Source organism: Pseudomonas sp. DW-iso17 (genome assembly GCF_058725345.1).
The window spans coordinates 230,686-251,248 of record NZ_JBZXEA010000047.1; the positions used below are offsets into that span (position 1 = coordinate 230,686).

16 protein-coding genes are annotated in these 20,563 nt (G+C 58.4%); 7 read left to right on the forward strand and 9 right to left on the reverse strand.

What is annotated here, in order from left to right:
- Positions 1-179 precede the first annotated feature (179 nt).
- Complete coding sequence (gene rpsI, locus AC4PS6_RS27455) at positions 180-572, reverse strand: 30S ribosomal protein S9 (protein WP_002555064.1); 393 nt, start codon at positions 570-572, stop codon at positions 180-182.
- Positions 573-586: 14 nt separating this feature from the next.
- Positions 587-1,015 carry a 50S ribosomal protein L13 gene (gene rplM / locus AC4PS6_RS27460; protein ID WP_003188508.1) on the reverse strand — a complete coding sequence of 143 codons (429 nt, stop codon included), beginning with the start codon at positions 1,013-1,015 and terminating at the stop codon, positions 587-589.
- A gap of 250 nt (positions 1,016-1,265) precedes the next feature.
- On the opposite strand from rplM, the gene AC4PS6_RS27465 reads away from it, so the two are divergent.
- Positions 1,266-2,306 carry an NADP(H)-dependent aldo-keto reductase gene (locus AC4PS6_RS27465; RefSeq protein WP_014716910.1) on the forward strand — a complete coding sequence of 347 codons (1,041 nt, stop codon included), beginning with the start codon at positions 1,266-1,268 and terminating at the stop codon, positions 2,304-2,306.
- 144 nt (positions 2,307-2,450) lie between these two features.
- On the opposite strand, the gene AC4PS6_RS27470 is transcribed toward AC4PS6_RS27465, so the two are convergent.
- Entirely contained in the window at positions 2,451-3,587 is a 1,137-nt protein-coding gene (locus AC4PS6_RS27470) for an acyl-CoA dehydrogenase family protein (RefSeq protein WP_168224158.1), read from the reverse strand.
- A gap of 220 nt (positions 3,588-3,807) precedes the next feature.
- On the opposite strand from AC4PS6_RS27470, the gene AC4PS6_RS27475 reads away from it, so the two are divergent.
- Complete coding sequence (locus AC4PS6_RS27475; protein WP_177324603.1) at positions 3,808-4,728, forward strand: GlxA family transcriptional regulator; 921 nt, start codon at positions 3,808-3,810, stop codon at positions 4,726-4,728.
- A gap of 138 nt (positions 4,729-4,866) precedes the next feature.
- Here AC4PS6_RS27475 and zapE read toward each other — a convergent pair whose 3' ends face one another.
- The 3 genes from zapE to AC4PS6_RS27490 all read right to left on the reverse strand — a co-directional run bounded on the left by zapE (position 4,867) and on the right by AC4PS6_RS27490 (position 8,042).
- The gene (gene zapE / locus AC4PS6_RS27480) at positions 4,867-5,961 is read right to left on the reverse strand and encodes a cell division protein ZapE (protein ID WP_014716907.1); all 1,095 of its coding nucleotides are present in this window, start codon (positions 5,959-5,961) and stop codon (positions 4,867-4,869) included.
- Positions 5,962-6,040: 79 nt separating this feature from the next.
- Complete coding sequence (locus tag AC4PS6_RS27485; protein ID WP_336827015.1) at positions 6,041-7,396, reverse strand: tryptophan--tRNA ligase; 1,356 nt, start codon at positions 7,394-7,396, stop codon at positions 6,041-6,043.
- 16 nt (positions 7,397-7,412) lie between these two features.
- Positions 7,413-8,042: an alpha/beta hydrolase gene (locus AC4PS6_RS27490; protein WP_038448913.1), complete on the reverse strand. Its 630-nt coding sequence runs from the start codon at positions 8,040-8,042 to the stop codon at positions 7,413-7,415.
- A gap of 146 nt (positions 8,043-8,188) precedes the next feature.
- Between AC4PS6_RS27490 and AC4PS6_RS27495 the strand changes: the two genes are divergently transcribed.
- The gene (locus tag AC4PS6_RS27495) at positions 8,189-8,626 is read left to right on the forward strand and encodes a Z-ring associated ZapG family protein (protein ID WP_003171734.1); all 438 of its coding nucleotides are present in this window, start codon (positions 8,189-8,191) and stop codon (positions 8,624-8,626) included.
- 195 nt (positions 8,627-8,821) lie between these two features.
- Here AC4PS6_RS27495 and AC4PS6_RS27500 read toward each other — a convergent pair whose 3' ends face one another.
- The 3 genes from AC4PS6_RS27500 to AC4PS6_RS27510 form a co-directional block, all read right to left on the reverse strand.
- Positions 8,822-10,546 (reverse strand): ABC transporter ATP-binding protein/permease, encoded by a 1,725-nt coding sequence (locus tag AC4PS6_RS27500; RefSeq protein ID WP_336827016.1) that lies wholly within the window; start codon positions 10,544-10,546, stop codon positions 8,822-8,824.
- A gap of 99 nt (positions 10,547-10,645) precedes the next feature.
- Complete coding sequence (locus tag AC4PS6_RS27505) at positions 10,646-11,206, reverse strand: response regulator transcription factor (protein ID WP_003171731.1); 561 nt, start codon at positions 11,204-11,206, stop codon at positions 10,646-10,648.
- Entirely contained in the window at positions 11,199-12,461 is a 1,263-nt protein-coding gene (locus AC4PS6_RS27510; protein ID WP_003188495.1) for an ATP-binding protein, read from the reverse strand. The genes AC4PS6_RS27505 and AC4PS6_RS27510 overlap by 8 nt, the downstream gene beginning before the upstream one ends.
- Positions 12,462-12,666: 205 nt before the next feature.
- Between AC4PS6_RS27510 and AC4PS6_RS27515 the strand changes: the two genes are divergently transcribed.
- The 4 genes from AC4PS6_RS27515 (at position 12,667) to AC4PS6_RS27530 (ending at position 20,500) form a co-directional block, all read left to right on the forward strand.
- On the forward strand, positions 12,667-13,380 hold the full coding sequence (locus AC4PS6_RS27515) for an SIMPL domain-containing protein (protein WP_014716903.1): 714 nt from the start codon (positions 12,667-12,669) through the stop codon (positions 13,378-13,380).
- Positions 13,381-13,560: 180 nt separating this feature from the next.
- Positions 13,561-16,908 (forward strand): dermonecrotic toxin domain-containing protein, encoded by a 3,348-nt coding sequence (locus AC4PS6_RS27520; RefSeq protein WP_032872230.1) that lies wholly within the window; start codon positions 13,561-13,563, stop codon positions 16,906-16,908.
- Between the two features lie 103 nt (positions 16,909-17,011).
- Entirely contained in the window at positions 17,012-18,613 is a 1,602-nt protein-coding gene (locus AC4PS6_RS27525; RefSeq protein ID WP_014716901.1) for an ABC transporter substrate-binding protein, read from the forward strand.
- A 258-nt stretch (positions 18,614-18,871) separates the two neighbouring features.
- Entirely contained in the window at positions 18,872-20,500 is a 1,629-nt protein-coding gene (locus tag AC4PS6_RS27530) for an ABC transporter substrate-binding protein (RefSeq protein WP_014716900.1), read from the forward strand.
- The last annotated feature ends 63 nt before the right edge of the window (positions 20,501-20,563 follow it).

Sequence of the window (20,563 nt, forward strand, 5' to 3'; positions counted from 1 at the left end):
TAATGAAAAGCCCCACGTATGACAAGGGAATTGCCCGGGGCTCCGCCTCCAGGCCTTGTAGTATAGGGGGTCTACGGATGTGGCAAGTTGTCACGGCGAAAAATGTGCATAAATCGCAGGCAATAAAAAACGCCCAGCTCCGTGAGGAGGCTGGGCGTTTTTGTGGAACGTAAAGCGAATTAACGCTTCGAGTACTGCGGACGCTTACGCGCTTTACGCAGACCGACTTTCTTACGTTCAACTTCACGAGCATCGCGAGTCACGAAGCCAGCTTTGCGCAGAGCGCCACGCAGGGTTTCGTCGTACTGCATCAGAGCGCGAGTGATACCGTGGCGGATTGCGCCAGCTTGACCACTTACACCGCCACCGATAACGGTGACGTAGATGTCGAACTTTTCAACGGTCTCGGTCAATTCCAGCGGCTGACGAACTACCATGCGGGCAGTTTCGCGACCGAAGAAGTTGTCCAGGGAGCGGTTGTTGATCGAGATGTTACCAGTGCCCGGACGCAGGAAAACGCGTGCGGTTGCGGTTTTGCGACGGCCAGTGCCGTAATTTTGAGTCGCCGACATAATGAACTATTCCGTTAAAACTTCAGTTCTTGGGGCTGCTGAGCAGCATGAGGGTGTACAGCGCCCGCATAGACTTTCAGCTTGCGAAACATATCGCGACCCAGTGGGCCCTTAGGCAGCATGCCTTTGACCGCGATTTCGATCGGGGCTTCAGGCTTCTTGGCAATCAGGCCTTCGAAGTTGGAAGACTTGATACCGCCTGGGAAACCGGAGTGACGGTAGTACATTTTGTCGCTTGCTTTGTTGCCGGTTACACGAACCTGCTCAGCGTTGATGATGACGATGTAGTCGCCGGTATCAACGTGCGGGGTGTATTCAGGCTTGTGCTTGCCACGCAGACGGCTGGCGACTTCAGTGGCCAGACGACCCAGGGTCTGACCAGCGGCGTCGACGACAAACCAGTCGCGCTGAACTGTTTCCGGTTTTGCAGTAAAAGTTGTCATTCTTTAATAGCCTCAGGGGCCGCCTGTAAATTTAGACGGCGGATCTTACTGAATAGTGCGTACTTTGACAAGGTCAAAGGCAGCCGGATACAGACGCTATCGGGGGCTCGGGTCGGCGCGTCCGTTCAACGGCAAGATTCTTCGGCAGGCGGCGCATCACTTCCACTGCAGAAAGAGGTGGGCAATTATGCAGATTGCGAAAAAAAATTCAACCTGCTTTTATGATTGTTTTACCCCGAAGGAGTACCCGATGGATTACCGACAGCTGGGCCGCACCGATCTGAATGTCAGCGCGATCGCGTTGGGCACCATGACCTGGGGCGAGCAGAACAGCGAGGCAGAGGCCTTCGCGCAGATCGAAAGGGCCAAGGCCGCGGGGATCAACTTCCTCGACACCGCAGAAATGTACCCGGTGCCGCCCAAGGCCGACACCTACGCCACCACCGAGCGCTACATCGGCAACTACTTCAAAAGCCGTGGCGACCGCGCCGACTGGATTCTCGCCAGCAAGATCGCCGGCCCCGGCAACACCATCGACTATATCCGCGATGGCCACCTGCGCCACAACCGCAAGCACATCGCCGCAGCCCTGGACGCCAGCCTCAAGCGCCTGCAGACCGAGTGGATCGACCTCTACCAACTGCATTGGCCGGAGCGCAGCACCAACTTCTTCGGCCAGTTGAGCTACAAGCACAAGGACGAAGACGACCTCACGCCACTGGAGGAAACGCTCGAAGCCCTGGATGAACAGGTAAAGGCCGGCAAGATCCGCCACATTGGCCTGTCCAACGAAACGCCGTGGGGCGCCATGAAGTTCCTCGCCCTGGCCGAAGCCCGCGGTTGGCCGCGCGCCGTGTCGATCCAGAACCCCTACAACCTGCTCAACCGCAGTTTTGAAGTGGGCCTGGCGGAGGTTGCCATTCGTGAACAGTGCGGCTTGTTGGCCTATTCGCCTTTGGCGTTCGGCATGCTCAGTGGCAAGTACGAAAATGGCGCTCGCCCGGCCAAGGCGCGCCTGACCGAGTACAGCCGCTTCAGCCGCTACTTCAACCCGCAATCGGAAGCGGCGTGCAGCCGGTATGTGGCTCTTGCGCGGGAACATGGCCTGGACCCGGCGCAGATGGCGCTGGCGTTTGTGACGCAGCAACCGTTTGTGACCAGCAATATTATTGGGGCCACATCGCTGGAACAACTGGACAGCAACATCGCCAGTGCCGACATGAAATTATCGAAAGAAGTGTTGGAAGGGATTGAGGCGATTCAGAAGGATCATCCAAACCCAGCACCTTGATTGATCCGCACTGATCATTCCCACGCTCTGCGTGGGAATGCCGCCTTGGACGCTCTGCGTCCGCTTTCAGAGTCGTGACGCGGAGCGTCACATGAGGCGTTCCCACGCGGAGCGTGGGAACGATCAATCAAGAGCACCTAACAATCAAAGCGCCCGCGCAATGATCTCTTTCATGATCTCATTGGTCCCCGCATAAATGCGCTGCACCCGCGCATCCGCCCAGGCCCGGGCAATCGGGTATTCCCACATGAAGCCGTAGCCGCCATGCAACTGCACGCACTCATCGAGCACCTTGCATTGCAGGTCCGTGGCCCAGTACTTGGCCATCGCCGCTGTGGGCACGTCCAGCTTGCCTTCCAGATGCAAGGCCATGCACTGATCGACAAACACGCGGCCAATCTGAATCTCGGTGGCCATCTCCGCCAGCTTGAACCGGGTGTTCTGGAAATCGGCAATCGCCTTGCCGAACGCCTTGCGCTCTCGCGTGTACTCGAGGGTCCATTGCAACGCCGCTTCGGCTGAAGACAGCGCGCCAATCGCCACGGTCAGGCGTTCTTGTGGCAGTTCCTGCATCAGGTAGGCAAAGCCCATGCCCGCCTGGCCCAGCAGATTTTCCTTGGGCACGCGCACATCCTGGAAGAACAGCTCCGAGGTGTCCTGGGCCTTCATGCCAACTTTCTCCAGGCGCTTACCTTTGTCGAAGCCCGGCGTGTCGGCTTCCACCAGGAACAGACTGGTACCCTTGGCGCCAGCCTTGGGGTCGGTCTTGGCGACGACAATCACCAGATCGGCCAGGTAACCGTTGGTGATAAAGGTCTTGGAACCGTTGATCACATACTCGTCACCGTCCAGCACTGCGCTGGTCTTGACCCCTTGCAGGTCGGAACCGGCGCCCGGCTCGGTCATGGCAATGGCTGTGACCCTCTCTCCGGAGATCAACTGGGGCAGGTACTTGTGCTTCAGCGCTTCACTGCCGTAATGCAGGATGTAGGGCGCGACGATATCCGAATGCAGGGAAAAACCGATGCCGGTCAAACCCAGGCGGCTGACTTCTTCGATCACCACCGCGCTATAGAGAAAGTCCGCGCCCAGCCCGCCATACTCCTCTGGCAGGTGGGAACACAACATGCCCGCCTCCCCCGCCTGGTTCCACAAGTTACGGTCGATATAGCCCTGCTTTTCCCATTGCCCATGGAAGGGCACGGCATGCTTTTCGAGGAAAGTGCGTACGCTCTCACGGAAGAGTTCGTGCTCCGAGCTGAACAAGGTTCTGGGGATCATGGGTCACCTGCGTGGATTGTCGGACAAGGACGAGCCCACAGAGCCTATGCCCCGAAGGCGTCACGGGACACTGGACACATGCGACAAAAAATAAGACGATCCAGCCGTCTGGTGACCACTTTCCCCTATAAGAATAAATGAAATTATGTCTAACCAAATCTCCACGCCGTTGCGGCGCGTCAGCATTTTGGCCATTGATCGGGTATTCGCTTCAACCCTCATGCAAGCCAAGGATTTCTTCCATCTCGCCAGCCTGCGCCATGGCAAACAGCAAGGGCTGGGCCTGACCCCAGGGTTCGAAACGCGCCTGGTCAGCCCCGACGGCCAGTCCGTGCGCAGCTTCAGCGATGTGATCATGCCAGTGGACGGCGGCCTCGAAGACGCCGACATCATTGTGCTGCCGGCCTTCTGGGACGACTTCGATGCCCTGTGCTCCCGCTACCCGCAGGTGCTGCCGTGGCTGCGCGACCAGCACGCCCGCGGCGCCGTTCTCTGCGGCGAGGCCACCGGGGTGTTCTGGCTGGCCGAAGCCGGGCTGCTCGATGGCAAGGAGGCGACCACCTACTGGCGCTTCTTCAATGCCTTCAGCGAGCGCTTCCCCAAGGTGCAACTCAACCAGGACAAGCACCTCACGGATGCCGATAACCTGTACTGCGCCGGCGGCACCACGTCGGCCTGCGACCTTTATATCTACCTGATCGAACGCTTCTGCGGCGCCAACATCGCCCAGGCGGTGGCCCGCGACATTCTCTATGAAGTGCAGCGCAACTATTCACCGGGGCGGATCGGGTTTGGCGGGCAGAAGCTGCATCAGGACGTGATCATCCTGCAGATCCAGCACTGGCTTGAAGAGCACTTTGCCGACAAATTCCGCTTTGAAGACGTCGCCCGGGAACACGGCATGAGCATCCGCAACTTCATGCGCCGATTCCAGACCGCCACCGGTGACAAGCCGCTGCATTACCTGCAACGCCTGCGCATCGAGACCGCCAAGGGCCTGCTCTCGGGCAGCCGCAAGAGCATCAAGACCATCAGCTACGAGGTGGGTTACGACGATGCGAGTTTCTTTGCGCGGTTGTTCAGGCAACACACGGAGTTGTCGCCCAACCAGTATCGCCAGCAATTTCAGCAGGCCGCCTGACTCCAGGCCAACACAAACCATTGTGGGAGCTGGCTTGCCTGCGATGACGGTGTATCAGCCAGCCTATAGTTGACTGATACACCCCCATCGCGGGCAAGCCCGGCTCCCACATTAGCTCTCCATTGAGCCGGAGATTGATTAAGGCTTGTGGCCGCGCGACAGGAACTCGTGGGACTGCATTTCCAGCAGGCGACTCAAGGTGCGCTGGAATTCGAAGTTCAAGCGGCCGCCGGTATAGAGGTCCTTGAGTTCGACTTCCGCCGAGATGATCAGCTTGACGTTACGGTCGTAGAACTCATCGACCATGTTGATGAACCGTCGGGCGATATCGTCGGTAGTCACGCCCATCTGTTCCACACCACTCAAGATCACGGCGTGAAAGATCTTGCCCAGCTCGATGTAATCGTTCTGGCTGCGTGGCCCATCGCACAGTTGGCGGAACTCGAACCAGGCCACGTCATCGCAGGTGCGCAGCGCGATGATTTCGCGGTTCTCGATCATCAGCTTGTCGTTTTCCACCGCCTGGGTGCACTCCGGCGTCAGCGCACGGAAGCTTTTCTTCAGGCTTTCGTGTGCTGCTTCGTTGAGCGGGAAGTGGAACAGCTCGGCTTGCTCCAGATGACGCAAGCGGTAGTCGACGCCGCTGTCGACGTTGACGATATCGGTGTTCTGCTTGATCAGCGCAATGGCCGGCAGGAAGCGTGCACGTTGCAGGCCGTCCTTGTACAGGCCATCGGGCACGATGTTCGACGTGGCCACCAGGGTCACACCGTTCTTGAACAGTTCTTCCATCAGGGTGCCAAGGATCATGGCGTCGGTGATGTCGGAGACGAAGAATTCATCGAAGCAGATCACCCGGGCCTCTTGGGCGAAACGCTTGGCGATGATGGTCAGCGGGTTTTTCTCGCCCGGCAGGGTCTTCATCTCTTCGTGCACGCGCTTCATGAAGCGGTGGAAGTGCGTACGCACTTTTTCCTTGAACGGCAGCGCTTCAAAGAAGGTGTCTACCAGGTAAGTCTTGCCCCGACCCACGCCGCCCCAGAAATACAGGCCCTTGACCGGCGTGTGGTCTTTCTTGCCAAACAGCTTGCTGAACATCCCTGGCTTGCTTTGCGACGCGGCCACGAGGTCCTCGTACAGGCGCTGCAAATGACGCACGGCATTTTCCTGGGCCGCGTCGTGGAAGAACTCGGGGCGTTTCAGATCAGCTTGATATCGTTCTAGGGGCGTCATAATTTCGTTAGCAAGGCAACAAAAACGGGCCGACACTGTAACGACGGCCCTGGATAATGGCAATCAACCCTTGGTCGGGTTAATCCTCGATTGGGGTCAACGCAGCGCGCAAGGCTTCGATGGCCGCGTCACGCGATGCTTGATCGGCGTACTCGGCGCTGTCAGCGACTGCGGCGCCGTCCAGCCATACGCTGAAGCCCAGGGCCTCGGCGCGCACGTCCAGCGCATCACCACTTTGCAGTTGCTTGGTCACCGCGCCGGCTGCTTTGCCATCGGCAAAGTTGCGCGACAGCAGCAGTTGCTCGCCATCAGCGGCCAGCAGGCGGAAGCGGAAGCTGCCGTCAGTTTCACGGAAGCTCACAAACCGCGCAGCCTTCGCTGCTTTTTTCTTGGTGGCGACCGGCGCCGCCGCCTGGTTGACGAACGAACGCAGGCCCACCGCTTCACGCAGCTCGGCCAGGAACGGTGCCGCCACGGCACGGGCTTTTTTCGCGCCGACCTGCAGCAGGTCTTCCATGTCCGATGGGCGCGACATCAGTTGGTGGTAACGCTCGCGCGCTTCGCCGAGCTGGCCGTCGAGCAGTTGGAACAGACGGTTCTTTGCCTCGCCCCAGCCCAGGCCTTCTAGCAACTGACCACGGAATTCGGCTTCCTGGGCCTTGGTCGCGAACGCCTGGTAAAGGGTGAACAGGTGCGAATTGTCCGGATCCTTGGGTTCGCCTGGCGCGCGGGAGTCGGTGACGATCCGCGAGATCGCGTCCTTCATGTCCTTGGCGCTGGTGAACAACGGGATGGTGTTGTCGTAGCTCTTGGACATCTTGCGGCCATCCAGGCCCGGCAAGGTGGCTACGCTTTCTTCGATCAGCGCCTCGGGCATGGTGAAGAATTCTTTACCGTTGCCGAACAGGTGGTTGAAGCGCTGGCCGATGTCGCGGGCCATTTCCACGTGCTGGATCTGGTCGCGGCCCACCGGCACCTTGTGCGCGTTGAACATCAGGATGTCCGCTGCCATCAGCACCGGGTAGCTGTACAGGCCCATGCTGATGCCCGCATCCGGGTCTTCACCGTTTTCCACGTTCTTGTCCACCGAGGCCTTGTAGGCATGGGCGCGGTTGAGCAGGCCCTTGGCGGCAACGCAGGTCAGCAGCCAGGTCAGCTCGGGGATTTCCGGGATGTCCGACTGGCGGTAGAAAGTCACCCGGTTCACATCCAGGCCACCGGCCAGCCAGGTCGCGGCGATTTCCATACGCGAGCGCTGGATGCGCTGCGGGTCATCGCATTTGATCAGGGCGTGGTAGTCGGCCAGGAAGTAGAAGGAATCGGCATTCGCGTCTTCGCTGGCGAGGATCGCCGGGCGAATCGCACCGGCGTAGTTGCCCAGGTGCGGCGTGCCGGTGGTGGTGATGCCGGTGAGGATACGGGTACGGGTCGTCATGGGTGATCGCTTGTCATCAATTCGAAAGGCGTGGCAGCACCAGATCCTTGAGATCGGTCAGCTTGCCATGAAAAAAGTGTCCGCATTCTGCCACTTTCAGCAGCTCATGGGGGCGTTTCAGGGCGGCGGACCAGGCATAGACCACTTGCGGGTCGACCACTTCGTCGCTTTCCGGCTGGATCAGGGTCAATGGGCAGCCTTGGGGCAGCACGTCCGACTCGCCCAGGCGCATCACCGCCGCAGCCACCATGAACAGGTGCGCGAGCTTTTCGCCCTTGGCCTCCAAACGCCCGCCGAGACTGGCAGCCACGTAACCGCCGAAGGAAAAACCGAGCAAGGTGATTGGCAGGTCCGGGTGCTTTTCCCGCAGCCAGGTGGCGGCCGCTTCAGCGTCGTCGACCTCACCGGTGGCCATATCGTGAGTACCGGCACTGGCACCCACGCCCCGGTAATTGAAACGCAAAGTAATCAAACCCGCATCGCGGGCAGTGCGTTGCAGGGTCGAGACGACTTTATTGAGCATGGTGCCACCCTGCACCGGGTTAGGGTGGCAAACCAGCGCCAGGCCACGTGGTTCGGGGTGATCCAGGTACAGGGCTTCCAATTGGCCCGCCGGGCCATCGATCAAAACGGGGGTTTCACGCATGAGCAAGGATGAACTCCGTGACCTCTCAAGGGGTCGACTCGTCTAGCTAAAAGTCTGTGCATGGCATCATTGCGAGCTTAATCGCGGTATACAGCGCAGGTTTGAGCCGTTAACGTAAAGCAAAGCCGTTTATAGAGGAAGGACTCGTGGAACACTCGCTCTTAGTTTGGTTGTTGCCGACTCTTGCCCTGGTTGCCGGTGTCGCCATTGGTTTCCTGGTTGCCCGCCTGCTGCCCAATGCCGCGCCTAACCGCACGCAGCGTCAGCTGGATGACATTCAGGAACGTTTTGACAGTTATCAGAACGAGGTTGTTACCCACTTCAACAGCACCGCGACCCTGGTCAAGAAGCTCACCCAGAGCTACCAGGAAGTACAGGATCACCTCGCCGATGGCGCTAACCGCCTGGCCCTCGACGACATCACCCGCCAGCGCCTGCTGGCCGCGCTGCATTCCGATGCACCGCAAACCCCACGGGAACGCCTGACCCCGCCTCGGGAAAACCAGGAGCCACCACGGGACTACGCGCCAAAGACGCCGAACGCTCCAGGCATGTTGGATGAGCATTACGGCTTGAAGAAGTAAGTCATCTTCGGGCAATAAAAAAGCCCGGCTGATCGATGATCAGCCGGGCTTTTTATTAGGTGCCTGAATCATCAGACAACACCGCCTCCTGTGGGAGCTGGATTGCCTGCGATAGCGGCGTGCCCGTTGACACACCTGCCTCAGACACTCCGCCATCGCGGGCAAGCCCGGCTCCCACATCGAGCGCGCACGCGTTCAGGTCGGTTGTTGTTCCTGCAACCGCCCACCGTCGATGCGCACATGCCGCCCATGGAAACGCTTGAGGCTGCTGCGGTGGCCGACGCTGACGATGCTCAACCCCGGCAACTCATCGATCAACGCCTGGTACAAGGTTGCTTCGTCTTCTTCATCCATGGCCGAGGTTGCCTCATCCATGTACAGCCATCGCGGTGCAAACAACAGCGCACGGGCAAAGGCCAGGCGCTGTTGCTCACCCGGCGAGAGCATGCGTTGCCAGTGGTTGGCTTCATCCAGGCGATTGACCAGGTGCGGCAGGCGGCAAGTCTCCAGGACCTGTGCATAACGTTCTGCCGGATAGACGCTGTCGTCCTGTGGATAACTCAACACGGCCTTGAGCGTACCAATCGGCAAGTAAGGCTTCTGTGGCAGGAACAGATAGCTCGTCGCCGGTAAGCGAATGCTGCCATGACCGGCGGGCCACAGATGCCCCATCGCCCGCAGCAAAGTGCTCTTGCCGCTGCCGGAACGCCCGCTGAGCATGACGCGCTCGCCAGGCTCCACGGTCATGTCGGCATCAGTGAGCAGGTGACGGCCGTCGGCCAGGTCCATGCCCAGGTCCTTGATCACCAGGCGCTCGCCTTCAGGGCGCACGTCGATCGCCGGCGTGCGTTGCTCGTTGTCGCTCATGGCCTGCTGGAAACTCAGCAGACGGTCGCTGGTGGCGCGCCAGGTTGCCAGCTCCGAATAGGCGTTGATAAACCAGCTGAAGTTCTCTTGCACGTTGCCGAACGCCGAGTTGATTTGCATCAGCTCGCCCAGCTCGATCTTGCCGGTGAAATAGCGCGGCGCGGCGACGATAAAGGGGAAGATGATTGCGATCTGGCTGTAGCCGGCGGTGAAAAAGGTCAGGCGCTTGGACACTTTCATGATGTCCCAGAAGTTCTGCCAGACTTTGCCGAAGCGGGTGCTCAGGCGCTGCCTTTCATTCGGCTCGCCGTTGTACAGGGCGATACTTTCGGCATTCTCACGCACCCGCACCATGGAAAAACGCAGGTCCGCTTCAAAGCGTTGTTGCTGGTTGCTCAGGCCAATCAAGCGCCGGCCGATCAGGTGCGTCAGCCAACTGCCCACGGCGGCGTACAGCAACGCACACCAGAACATGTAACCGGGGATGGTGACGCCGAACACTTCGATGCTGCCCGAGACACCCCACAGGATGATCGAGAATGACACCAGGCTGACCACGTTACGCAGCAACCCAAGGCCCAGGCTCAAGGTGCCGGACGTAAAGTTGTTGAGGTCTTCGGAAATCCGCTGGTCCGGGTTATCGGTGTAGCCGCCCTGCTCCAGCTGGTAGTAATTCTTGTGGGCCAGCCAACGGCTGAAGTGTTTTTCGGTGAGCCAGGCGCGCCAGCGGATAGTCAGCATCTGGGTCAGGTAAAGGCGGTACACCGCGCCGAGTATCGCCACCGCCGCGATCCCGCCGAAATAGCCGATCAACTGCCAGAAGGCCGCGGTGTCCTTCTTCTCCAGGGCGTTGTAGAAGTCTTTGTACCAGTGGTTGATCCACACGGAGATCGCCACGCTGAACAGCGACAGGCCAATCACTGCGGCCAGCAGCAGCCAGGCCCTGCCCTTCTCTTCACTGCGCCAATAGGGTGTGATCATCGCCCAGGTTCGGCGGAAGAATTGCCCACGCACCGCGTCGTTGACCGCGCGATATTCAGCATTCTGATTCATCGTTCAGGCTCGGTAGGAAAAAGTCACAGGCGTTTGAACCGATCATAGGGGATCGGTTCGTGCGTCCGTGCAGCCTGAAGCGAGTTGTTCAGTCGCCGTTCAGCGTCGTACCGGGCGCTTCTGCAACTTGCGCTGCAAGGTACGCCGATGCATGCCCAAAGCGCGGGCGGTGGCGGAGATATTGCCTTCGTGCTCGGTCAGCACGCGCTGGATATGTTCCCACTGCAGGCGGTCCACCGACATCGGGTTTTCCGGCACCAGGGTGTCGAGGTCGGCATGCTCGGACAGCAAGGCGGCCAGCACGTCGTCGGCATCCGCGGGTTTGCACAGGTAGTTGCAAGCGCCGCGCTTGATCGCCTCGACGGCGGTGGCAATGCTGGAGTAACCGGTGAGGATCACCACGCGCATTTCCGGGTCGAGTTCCAGCAGCTTGGGCAGCAGTACCAGGCCCGAGTCGCCGTCCATTTTCAGGTCGAGGGCGGCGTAGTCCGGCAGGTCGGCCTGGGCGATGGTCAGGCCCTCTTCGGCAGAGCCTGCAGTGCTGACGCGAAAACCGCGCCGGCTCATGGCGCGCGCCATCACGCGGGTAAAGGTCGCGTCGTCATCTACCAGCAACAGGTGCGGCAGTTCTTCGCCTTCGACTTGGATCTCGTCACTCATCGATATCTCCTCGTGCGACACGGGGCAGGCGCAGCTCGGTGAGCGTGCCACCTTCCTCATGACTATAGAGCTTCACTGAGCCGCCCGCGCGGGTCACGCTGGCCTTGCTCAAAAACAGGCCCAGGCCGAAGCCTTTGCCCTTGGTGGTAAAGAAGGGTTTACCGATCTGCTCGGCAATGGCCAACGGCACGCCCGCGCCGTGGTCACGAATGCTGATGGTGACGTTTTCCGCGTCCCAGTCCAACTGCACGCCGAGGCCTTCAGGGCAAGCGTCGGCTGCATTGTTCAGCAAGTTGAGCAGCGCCTGGGTCAGGTCCGGCGGTGGCGCCATGCGCGGCACGCTGCCTTGGCCCAGCAGGTTGAAACGGTAACTGGCTTCGGGACGCATCAGGTGCCAGCGGTTGAGCGCCTCATCGAGCCACTGGGTGACGTCCTGCATTTCGACCGCCAGACGGCGATTGGCTTCGGCGGCGCGCACCAGTTGCTGCAACGTCAGCTTGCACTGCTTGACCTGTTCCTGCAGCACGCTCAAATCGTCCTGCAGGGCCGGGTCGTGATGGTCCTGGGTCATTTCCTTGAGCAGCACGCTCATGGTCGCCAGCGGCGTGCCCAACTCATGGGCAGCGCCTGCGGCCTGGGTGGCGACAGCCAGCAACTGCTGGTCACGCAGGCCTTCTTCACGGCGAATGGCGCGCAGTTCTTCCTGGCGGCGCAGTTCTTCGGCCATGCGCGCGGCAAAGAAGGTGATGACTGCCGCAGACAGGGCGAAGCTCAACCACATTCCGTAGATCTGCAGGTTTTCCCGGGCGATGGGGAACGTCTGCAAGGGGTAGAACTGCGCCAACAGCAGGGTGTACAGCGTCAGCGCAATCCCCGACAGCACCACCGAATAGCGCCACGGCAGGGTGACGGCAGCGATGGTCAAAGGCACCAGGTAGTAGGAGACGAAGGGGTTGGTGGACCCACCGGAGAAGTACAGCAACACGCTGTGGATAAACAGGTCACAGGCCAGTTGCAGAGCATATTCCAACTCGGTCACCGGCCAAGTGGTACGCAATCGAATGGCGGTGAACACACACAATACGGTGGAAAAACCCAGGGTCACGGCCAGTTGCAGCCAGGGCAGCGGCAGCAGGTCGAACCAATAGGCAAGCCCGACGGAACCAGCCTGTGCGGCCAATACCAGGGTGCGAATGAACGTCAGGCGCCAAAGGTTCTGGCGAGTGGCGGAAGTCAGTTTTACGGCGGCGAGCATGAGCTCTCCCGTTGAGCGCTGCAGGCGGATCGGCACGAGTATAAACGAAGCAGACCTGCTGGCACGGCGTGTGTGGCTCTTTGACGCAGGCCGGGTAAATGACCGTTCGTCGGCGCCGGCATAACTTGTAGGTAATGTGTAAACCCGAAGAACCCAGTGCCAACGTCTACAGTCATACCGAGCACGACTATCTCAAGGAGCTTCCATGTCTCGTTTCATTCGCAGTGCAGCCATCATTACCCTCAGCGCCAGCGCCCTGGCCAGCCTGCCGGCCATGGCCGCCGATGCATTGCATTACAACCAGATCTCCCTGCGCGCCGAAGCCAGCCAGGAAGTGGCCCGCGACAAGATGATCGTCACCCTTTACACCGAATCGCAAAACGCCGACCCGGCCAAGCTCGCGGCCGAAATCACCACCACCCTGAACCAGGCCCTGGGCCAGGCGCGCGAAGTCAAAGGCGTGACCTTGCGCCAGGGCAGCCGCAACAGCTACCCGATCTACGACAGCAAGAACCAGAAGATCACCGGCTGGCGTGAACGCGCCGAGCTGCGCCTGGAAAGCGCGGACTTCCCGGCGCTGTCCAAGCTCACCGGCGAGCTGTTGAACACGTTGAAAATGGACAGCATGGACTTCGCCATCGCCGATGCCACGCGCAAGGCCAGCGAAGATGCGCTGCTCAAAGACGCCGTGGCTGCATTCAAGGCGCGCGCACAATTGGCGACCGATGCACTCGGTGGCAAGGGCTACAAGATCGTCAACCTGAACTTCAACACCAATGGCTACCCGATGCCCTACGCCCGCAATGGCGGCATGATGATGAAAGCCGCGATGGCCGATTCAGCACCGACGCCGGAAGTGGAAGCAGGTACCAGCCAGGTCAGCATGAGTGCCGATGGTGTGATCGAAGTTTTACAGTAACTTTTTAGACAGAACAAAGGCGCAGCCCCACGGGATTGCGCTTTTTTTGCGCGCACGCGCGCCGTCATATACGGCAGCACATCTCGTAGGAATCAAGTGTCCGGTTTTCACGACTCATTACTGCCATAGCTACCAGGGAGGGCTGTGCTGGCATTTATTCATACAATGAGAGCCGAATTCATGTCCCTATCACTCGATCCAACACCCTCGTTATCGCTGCCCCTCGCCGTCGCTACTGCGACATCCAACACTCAAGCTCAGGCGACGCCGGCATCGTCACCGCCCACGCCAAAGGCTGTCCAACCCGATGAAACAGCACTGCTCAAGGCCTACCTCGAGGCCGTACAACGCAAGGTGTTGCACGGCAATGCCGGGCTGATAACCGTGCCGCCCCAAAGCACTCTGGGCCAATGGCTCGGGCTGTATCGCATGCATGTGGAAAACGCCGTGGTACAGGGCTGGCTGCGCGAACAACACTTCGCCCCGGACACCTTGCTTTCAATCAACCCGTCTACAGGTACCTTGTCCGCCGAGATCGAGGGCAAAACGAAAACCTTCCATCTCTCGGATACATCAGGCTGGGGACAAATTTCAGGCCCCTTGCTGGAGACCGCAAAAGTTATCGCCCCTGGCAATAACGGTGATTTGCGTGTGAGGCTGGGTAAGGACTCCATACAGGTCAGTGCAAAAGTGGTGGCCAACTTTGAAGGCGTGTCCCTTCCCCAAACGCTGTCCCAGGCTCGAACACAAATAAGGTATCTGGAACATAAAGACAGCTTCGACCCTATCCCCGCCAATGACCGCCTGCGCCCTGCCAGCAGCCGCTCTTCACAAGCGCTGCAAGTGCAAAAACACAATGCCGCCAATTACTACAGCACCGCACCACAGGCGTTGGCTTACAAGCGTTTGGCGGTTGACGTCGCCAACAACCTGCCCAATACGCGGGCAGAGGCCAAAAAGTGGGCGGATGACCTGCTGCTCAAACTCACGGGCAAACCTATCGACTCCGACACCGTGTACCTGAACCGTTTCAAAGGTGGCGAAAGTGCAGACACGGCGACCGGCTGGGAACACACATTCCAAGAGCCCTGGTCTTCGCTGCGCCTGCCCGACGCCCTGCTGAAAAACTTCTCCGAGCACGATTGGGTGCCCGGCAACCTGGACCTGGAAGCGGGGCTGTATACCCAACCTGCTGGGCAAAGCGAAAAAGGCGGCTACGGCAAGCACAACCAGATCGACCTCAAACCGTCGCAAGTGATGCATGAAAGCTGGAAGACTGACTTCCAGAGCCAAATGACCCAGAAGATCGACAACTTCTGGAACTCTCATTCCGATAGCTACCAGACGGCGATCAAAGGCGAGTTCACCTTCCAGGCCCGCAAACAATTCAAGACAGCTCAAGCATGGCCTGCAGTTGAACGTGCGCTGCAAGCACCCGAACACCAATTCACTCGTGACGACTACAAGATGGTGATGGCAGCAGTACCCGACCTGCCCCTGGATGAAAATGCACCGATCAGCGTCGACCAACTCAAAGCCAAAACACCGATAAAAGCCCCTGTACAGGCGAATGCCTTGAGCATCCACGGTTTTACCTCCAGCGACATTGTGCGATTCAGCGCGGGCGACGGTGGCCGGCAAGTGCTTTACATCCCAGGCGCCGAGCCGGCGTTTCTCAGGTTCGACTCTGCGCAAAAGCTGGAACAATGGCTGATTGATCAGGCAAAAGATCCGAAAAAAAGTGAGGCCTTGGCGAGTCACTTCCCGATGATTTATCGCCAGGACCAAACCGCCGGTTTTGCCGCCAGAGCGGCGAAAGTACTTATGCCCCTCCTGTGGTTCACCCACGTAGGCGAAACGAAAGATGGCTTGGATACACACCTGAAGAAAATGGCCAGCGGCGAACTGAAGGGACCGGCAATCGATGCAAGCCACTCGAAAATTACCGGCGACTTATTTACTACCCTGGCGACCACCACCCAGGAGCGCATGAAAAGCGATGCTGACGTGGTCATCAAGTCAAACAGCGAAGAGACTCGAGACACCTGGCTCAACGACATTACCGTGGCGGCTGGCTTATTGGCCAAACTTGCGCCGATTGCCGCACCCGTGGCCGCGGTAGCCGTCGTGACAGGATTGACCGAATTGGCGCTGGGCGCAGAAAAAACCTCGTCTGGCGACACAGTGCAAGAGCGTGACGAGGGTGCCTCCAAGGCGTTCGATGGCTTACTGAACACACTCTTCTCGGTCGGAGCCAGCTCAGTCCCCGAAGACCCTTTTGCATTGCCTCCCGAAAAAGAATTACCACTGGGTGAACCGATTACCCCAACCCCCGCCAATGAAGTCGCGGAACCACAACCGGGACCGTCCGGGGGTACGCGCGCTGGCAAACCTGCTCCACAGCCCCTGCCTGACTCCCGGTCACTCATCCCGCTGGCCAAATATGCGGTCCCTGAGGGTGAGGCATTGATAAAAAATGCCACCCGAGATGCACTGGGGGTTTATCGAATGACTGACGACACCGGGGCGTTCCGCCAATTCGTACGCCTTACTGATGAAACAGGGACGAGCAAGGTCTTTGAAATATCCGGGCGCTACAGGACCGGCGACTCATTTGCCAAAATTATTGACCCGGATACTCGCGCAGGGCTGACGGTAATAACACCCGGGCGCGATGGCGAATGGGCTCGCGCGCCCGGCGACGGTGCTGGGTTGTTTGCATGGCTACGTCGTCCAGTTTCGCCAACGCCGAGTGATGACCTGAAGTCCCCACCCACTTTTGCCGATGAATTTGTCGATATCGATGGAAAAAAAATAGCCGGTGCCGAACAGTTCGATGAAATCTTGAAGAACAAAGCGGGAACCAACTACGAGTTCTCTTTCAGTCACATCGAGGAAGAAGGAATAATTAAAAAAAAGCTCATCACCTCGTGGACCCTTGAAGAACCGAATTTTACCTTGTTGCCGGAAGAGATAGCACACACCACGGAATACGGTGCCAGCGAGTATTCGCCCGCCTTCGTCAAGGATATCGATCGTAATCCTTACACTGTCACCACTACCGAAAACGCCTTGTCAGTGACTACTGAGCTGAACGCAACAGCAGACACGACGGCGGGTGCCAAGCAAGCAAGGATTGCGCAGTTCGAAGCGGCAATTCCCAATGCCGATCTGCGGGCTCGCATCTCCGAAGTGGCTCATCAAGGCTCTGCCGGGCCCGCTATCGTTGACCTACACGAACTTGACCTGAACAAAGAAGAGGTGACTCTGCAGAAGGGCTATTTTTTTAAGGCTGACAATACCCAGTTTCAGATTGAATACGATCCCTCGAACAACCTGGCCAAGGTCCATATGACTTCTGAAGGACACTTCTCTAACGCCGATAAAAATATCCAAAATGCTCCGGGTGTAAAGTTAACAATCAACAGGACCTTCACGATACGGGAGAGTAACGAGTTGGACGGTGCCTATGCGATCGATAAAGATGCTCCTACCAAGGTCGAGGTCACCTACATAGTAAATGCATAAACCGGCTAATGGCCCCTTACCTGAAACACCTGAACGGCGGTAACCTCGGTAACCGCCGTTTTTGTTTGGGCAGCCTAATATGCTTGCCATTTCAGGGGTCTCCATGGAAAGAATCGCCTTCAAACCACTATTGATCGCCGCAAGCCTGCTGGCCTGTATGCCCATGGCCCAGGCCGCCACCACCCTGGTCTATTGCTCCGAAGCCAGTCCCGCCGGCTTCGACCCCAGCCAATACACCAGCGGCACCGATTTTGATGCCTCCGCCGAAACCGTGTTCAACCGCCTGACCCAGTTCAAGCGTGGCGGCACCGAGGTAGAACCTGGTCTGGCGACAAGCTGGGATGTATCGAAGGACGGCCTGACGTACACCTTCCACCTGCGTGACGGGGTCAAGTTCCACACCACCGACTACTTCATCCCGACCCGCAATTTCAACGCCGATGACGTGCTGTTCACCTTCAATCGCTTGCTCGATGCCGACAGCCCGTTTCGCAAGGCCTACCCGTCCGAATCGCCCTACTTCACCGACATGGGTTTGAACACCACGATCAAAAGCGTCGAAAAACTCGACGAGCACACTGTGCGGTTCAACTTGAACACTGTCGATGCTTCGTTCGTGCAAAACCTGGCCATGAGCTTTGCCTCTGTTCAATCGGCCGAATACGCCGCCCAGTTGTTGAAACAAGGCAAGGCCGAGCAGATCAACCAGCAACCGGTCGGTACCGGGCCGTTTGTGTTCAAGCGTTATCAGAAGGACTCGCAGATCCGTTATGTGGCCAATAAACAGTATTGGAAACCCGAGGATGTGAAGCTCGACAACCTGATATTCGCCATCACCCCGGACGCCGCCGCGCGCCTGCAGAAACTCAAGGCAGGCGAATGCCAGGTCAGCGGTTACCCGCGCCCTGCCGATATCGAAATGATGAAGCAAGACCCCAACCTGCGCGTATTGCAACAAGCAGGCTTCAACCTGGGCTTCCTGGCCTATAACGTGACTCACCCGCCGCTGGATCAACTCAAGGTTCGTCAGGCCCTGGACATGGCCATCGACAAGCCCGCCATCATCAAGGCCGTTTACCAGGGCGCCGGACAATTGGCGCAGAACGCACTGCCTCCCGCGCAGTGGTCTTATGACCCCACGATACACGATGCGCCCTACGACCCGACCAAGGCCCGGTTGCTACTAAAAGAAGCAGGGGTTGCACCAGGTACCACCATTAACCTATGGGCGATGACCGTACAACGCGCCTCGAATCCTAATGCACGGATGTCCGCGCAGATGATTCAACAGGATTGGGCCAAGGTCGGTATCAAGGCCAACATCGTCAGCTATGAGTGGGGCGAGTACATCAAGCGCGCCAAAAACGGCGAGCACGATGCAATGATTTATGGCTGGACCGGCGACAACGGCGACCCCGATAACTGGCTAGGCGTGCTCTACAGTTGTGCCGCGGTCAAGGGCAGCAACTATGCCAAATGGTGTAACCCGGCCTACGACAAGTTGGTGCAACAAGCCAAGGTCAGCAGCGACCGCGAGCAGCGCATCAAGTGGTATCAACAGGCCCAGAAAATCCTTAAGGAACAAGTACCTATAACGCCCATTGCAAACTCGACGGTTTTCCAGCCTATGCGCAAGCAAGTGCAGGATTTCAAGATCAGTCCGTTTGGACTGACGCCCTTCTACGGCGTGGGTCTAGATAAGTAACATCAATGCCCCAACCGAGTGCGCTAGACGCCTCGGATGGGCATTTTTGGTGCGCCATTTGCACCGAAAAAACCCTCCAAATAAGCACTTTTGTGTCGAAACTTTCATAATCGCGACATTCCTGTACGTTCGTACCACAGTTTTCCCTTTGCAACCGCTCTGCATCTTGCATTGGGTATGGCGCCTGCATAAGTATCCGCAGGCCGACTCACGAGGTCGCCCTCACCACCAAAAATGACAACAAATCATGAGGCCAACATGCTTAAACACGCAGTCCTTCCGTTATTAGTGAGCGCTGGCCTTATGGCCGCAGCCCCCGTAGCCCTTGCGGCAACTAACCTGGTGTTCTGCTCCGAAGGGAGCCCGGCCGGTTTCGACCCAGGCCAGTACACCACCGGAACAGACTTCGATGCCTCGGCCGAAACCATGTTCAACCGCCTGAGCCAGTTCGAACGTGGCGGCACCGCCGTCGTTCCTGGCCTGGCCACCAGCTGGGACGTTTCCCCGGATGGCCTGACGTATACCTTCCACCTTCGCGAAGGCGTCAAGTTCCATACCACCCCGTACTTCAAGCCTACTCGTGAATTTTCGGCTGACGACGTACTGTTCACCTTCAACCGAATGATCAATAAAGACGATCCGTTCCGTAAGGCCTACCCTACCGAGTTCCCGTACTTCTCGGACATGGAGATGGACAAGAACATCAAGAACATCGAGAAAGTCGATGACCACACCGTCAAGTTCACCCTTGGCACCGTGGACGCGGCGTTTATCCAGAACCTCGCGATGAGCTTTGCATCGATCCAGTCGGCCGAATATGCCGCCCAACTGTTGAAGGAAGGCAAGGCCGCCGACATCAACCAGAAGCCGATCGGCACTGGCCCGTTCGTGTTCAAGAGCTACCAGAAAGACTCCAACATTCGCTTCACCGGCAACAAGGAATACTGGAAGCCTGAAGACGTCAAGATCGATAACCTGATCTTCGCAATCTCCACGGACCCTTCAGTACGCATCCAGAAACTGAAAAAGAACGAGTGCCAGATCACAGCCTATCCTCGCCCGGCCGATATCAAGCCGCTGGAAGCGGACAAGGACATGAAGATGCCGCACCAGGCCGGCTTCAACCTGGGCTACATCGCCTACAACGTGATGCCTGTGCTCAAGGGCCAGACGACGCCAAACCCGCTGGCTGACCTGCGGGTTCGCCAGGCTTTGGACATGTCGGTGAACAAGCAGCAGATCATCGACTCCGTGTACCAGGGCGCTGGGCAATTGGCCGTCAATGCCATGCCACCCACCCAATGGTCGTACGACACTACGATCAAGGACGCCAAGTACGACCCTGCCAAAGCCAAGGAACTGCTCAAGGAGGCTGGCATCAAGGAAGGCACCGAGATCACTCTTTGGGCCATGCCGGTTCAGCGTCCGTACAACCCGAACGCCAAGCTGATGGCCGAGATGCTGCAGAGCGACTGGAAACAGATCGGCCTGAAGGTCAACATCGTCAGCTACGAGTGGGGCGAGTACATCAAGCGTTCCAAAGGTGGCGAGAACCAGGCGATGATCATCGGCTGGAGCGGTGACAATGGTGACCCTGACAACTGGCTGGGCACCCTGTTTTCGTCCCCGGCGTTGAACGGTAACAACTTCTCCAAGTTCGTTAATAAACAGTATGACGACCTGATCAGCCAGGCCAAATCGACCACGGATGTCGCCAAGCGCACCGAACTGTACAAACAGGCGCAACAGCTGCTTAAACGCGAATTGCCTTACACACCTATCGCGCACTCGACGGTGTATCAACCCATGCGTAATACCGTGCAGGACTTCAAGATCAGCCCGTTTGGCTTGAATTCCTTCTACGGCGTTAGCGTCAGCGGCAAGTAAGGACCAATAACGGCGACGTTTCATAACGTCGCCGTTATTCCATCCGCCTGGACCTTAGGAAAC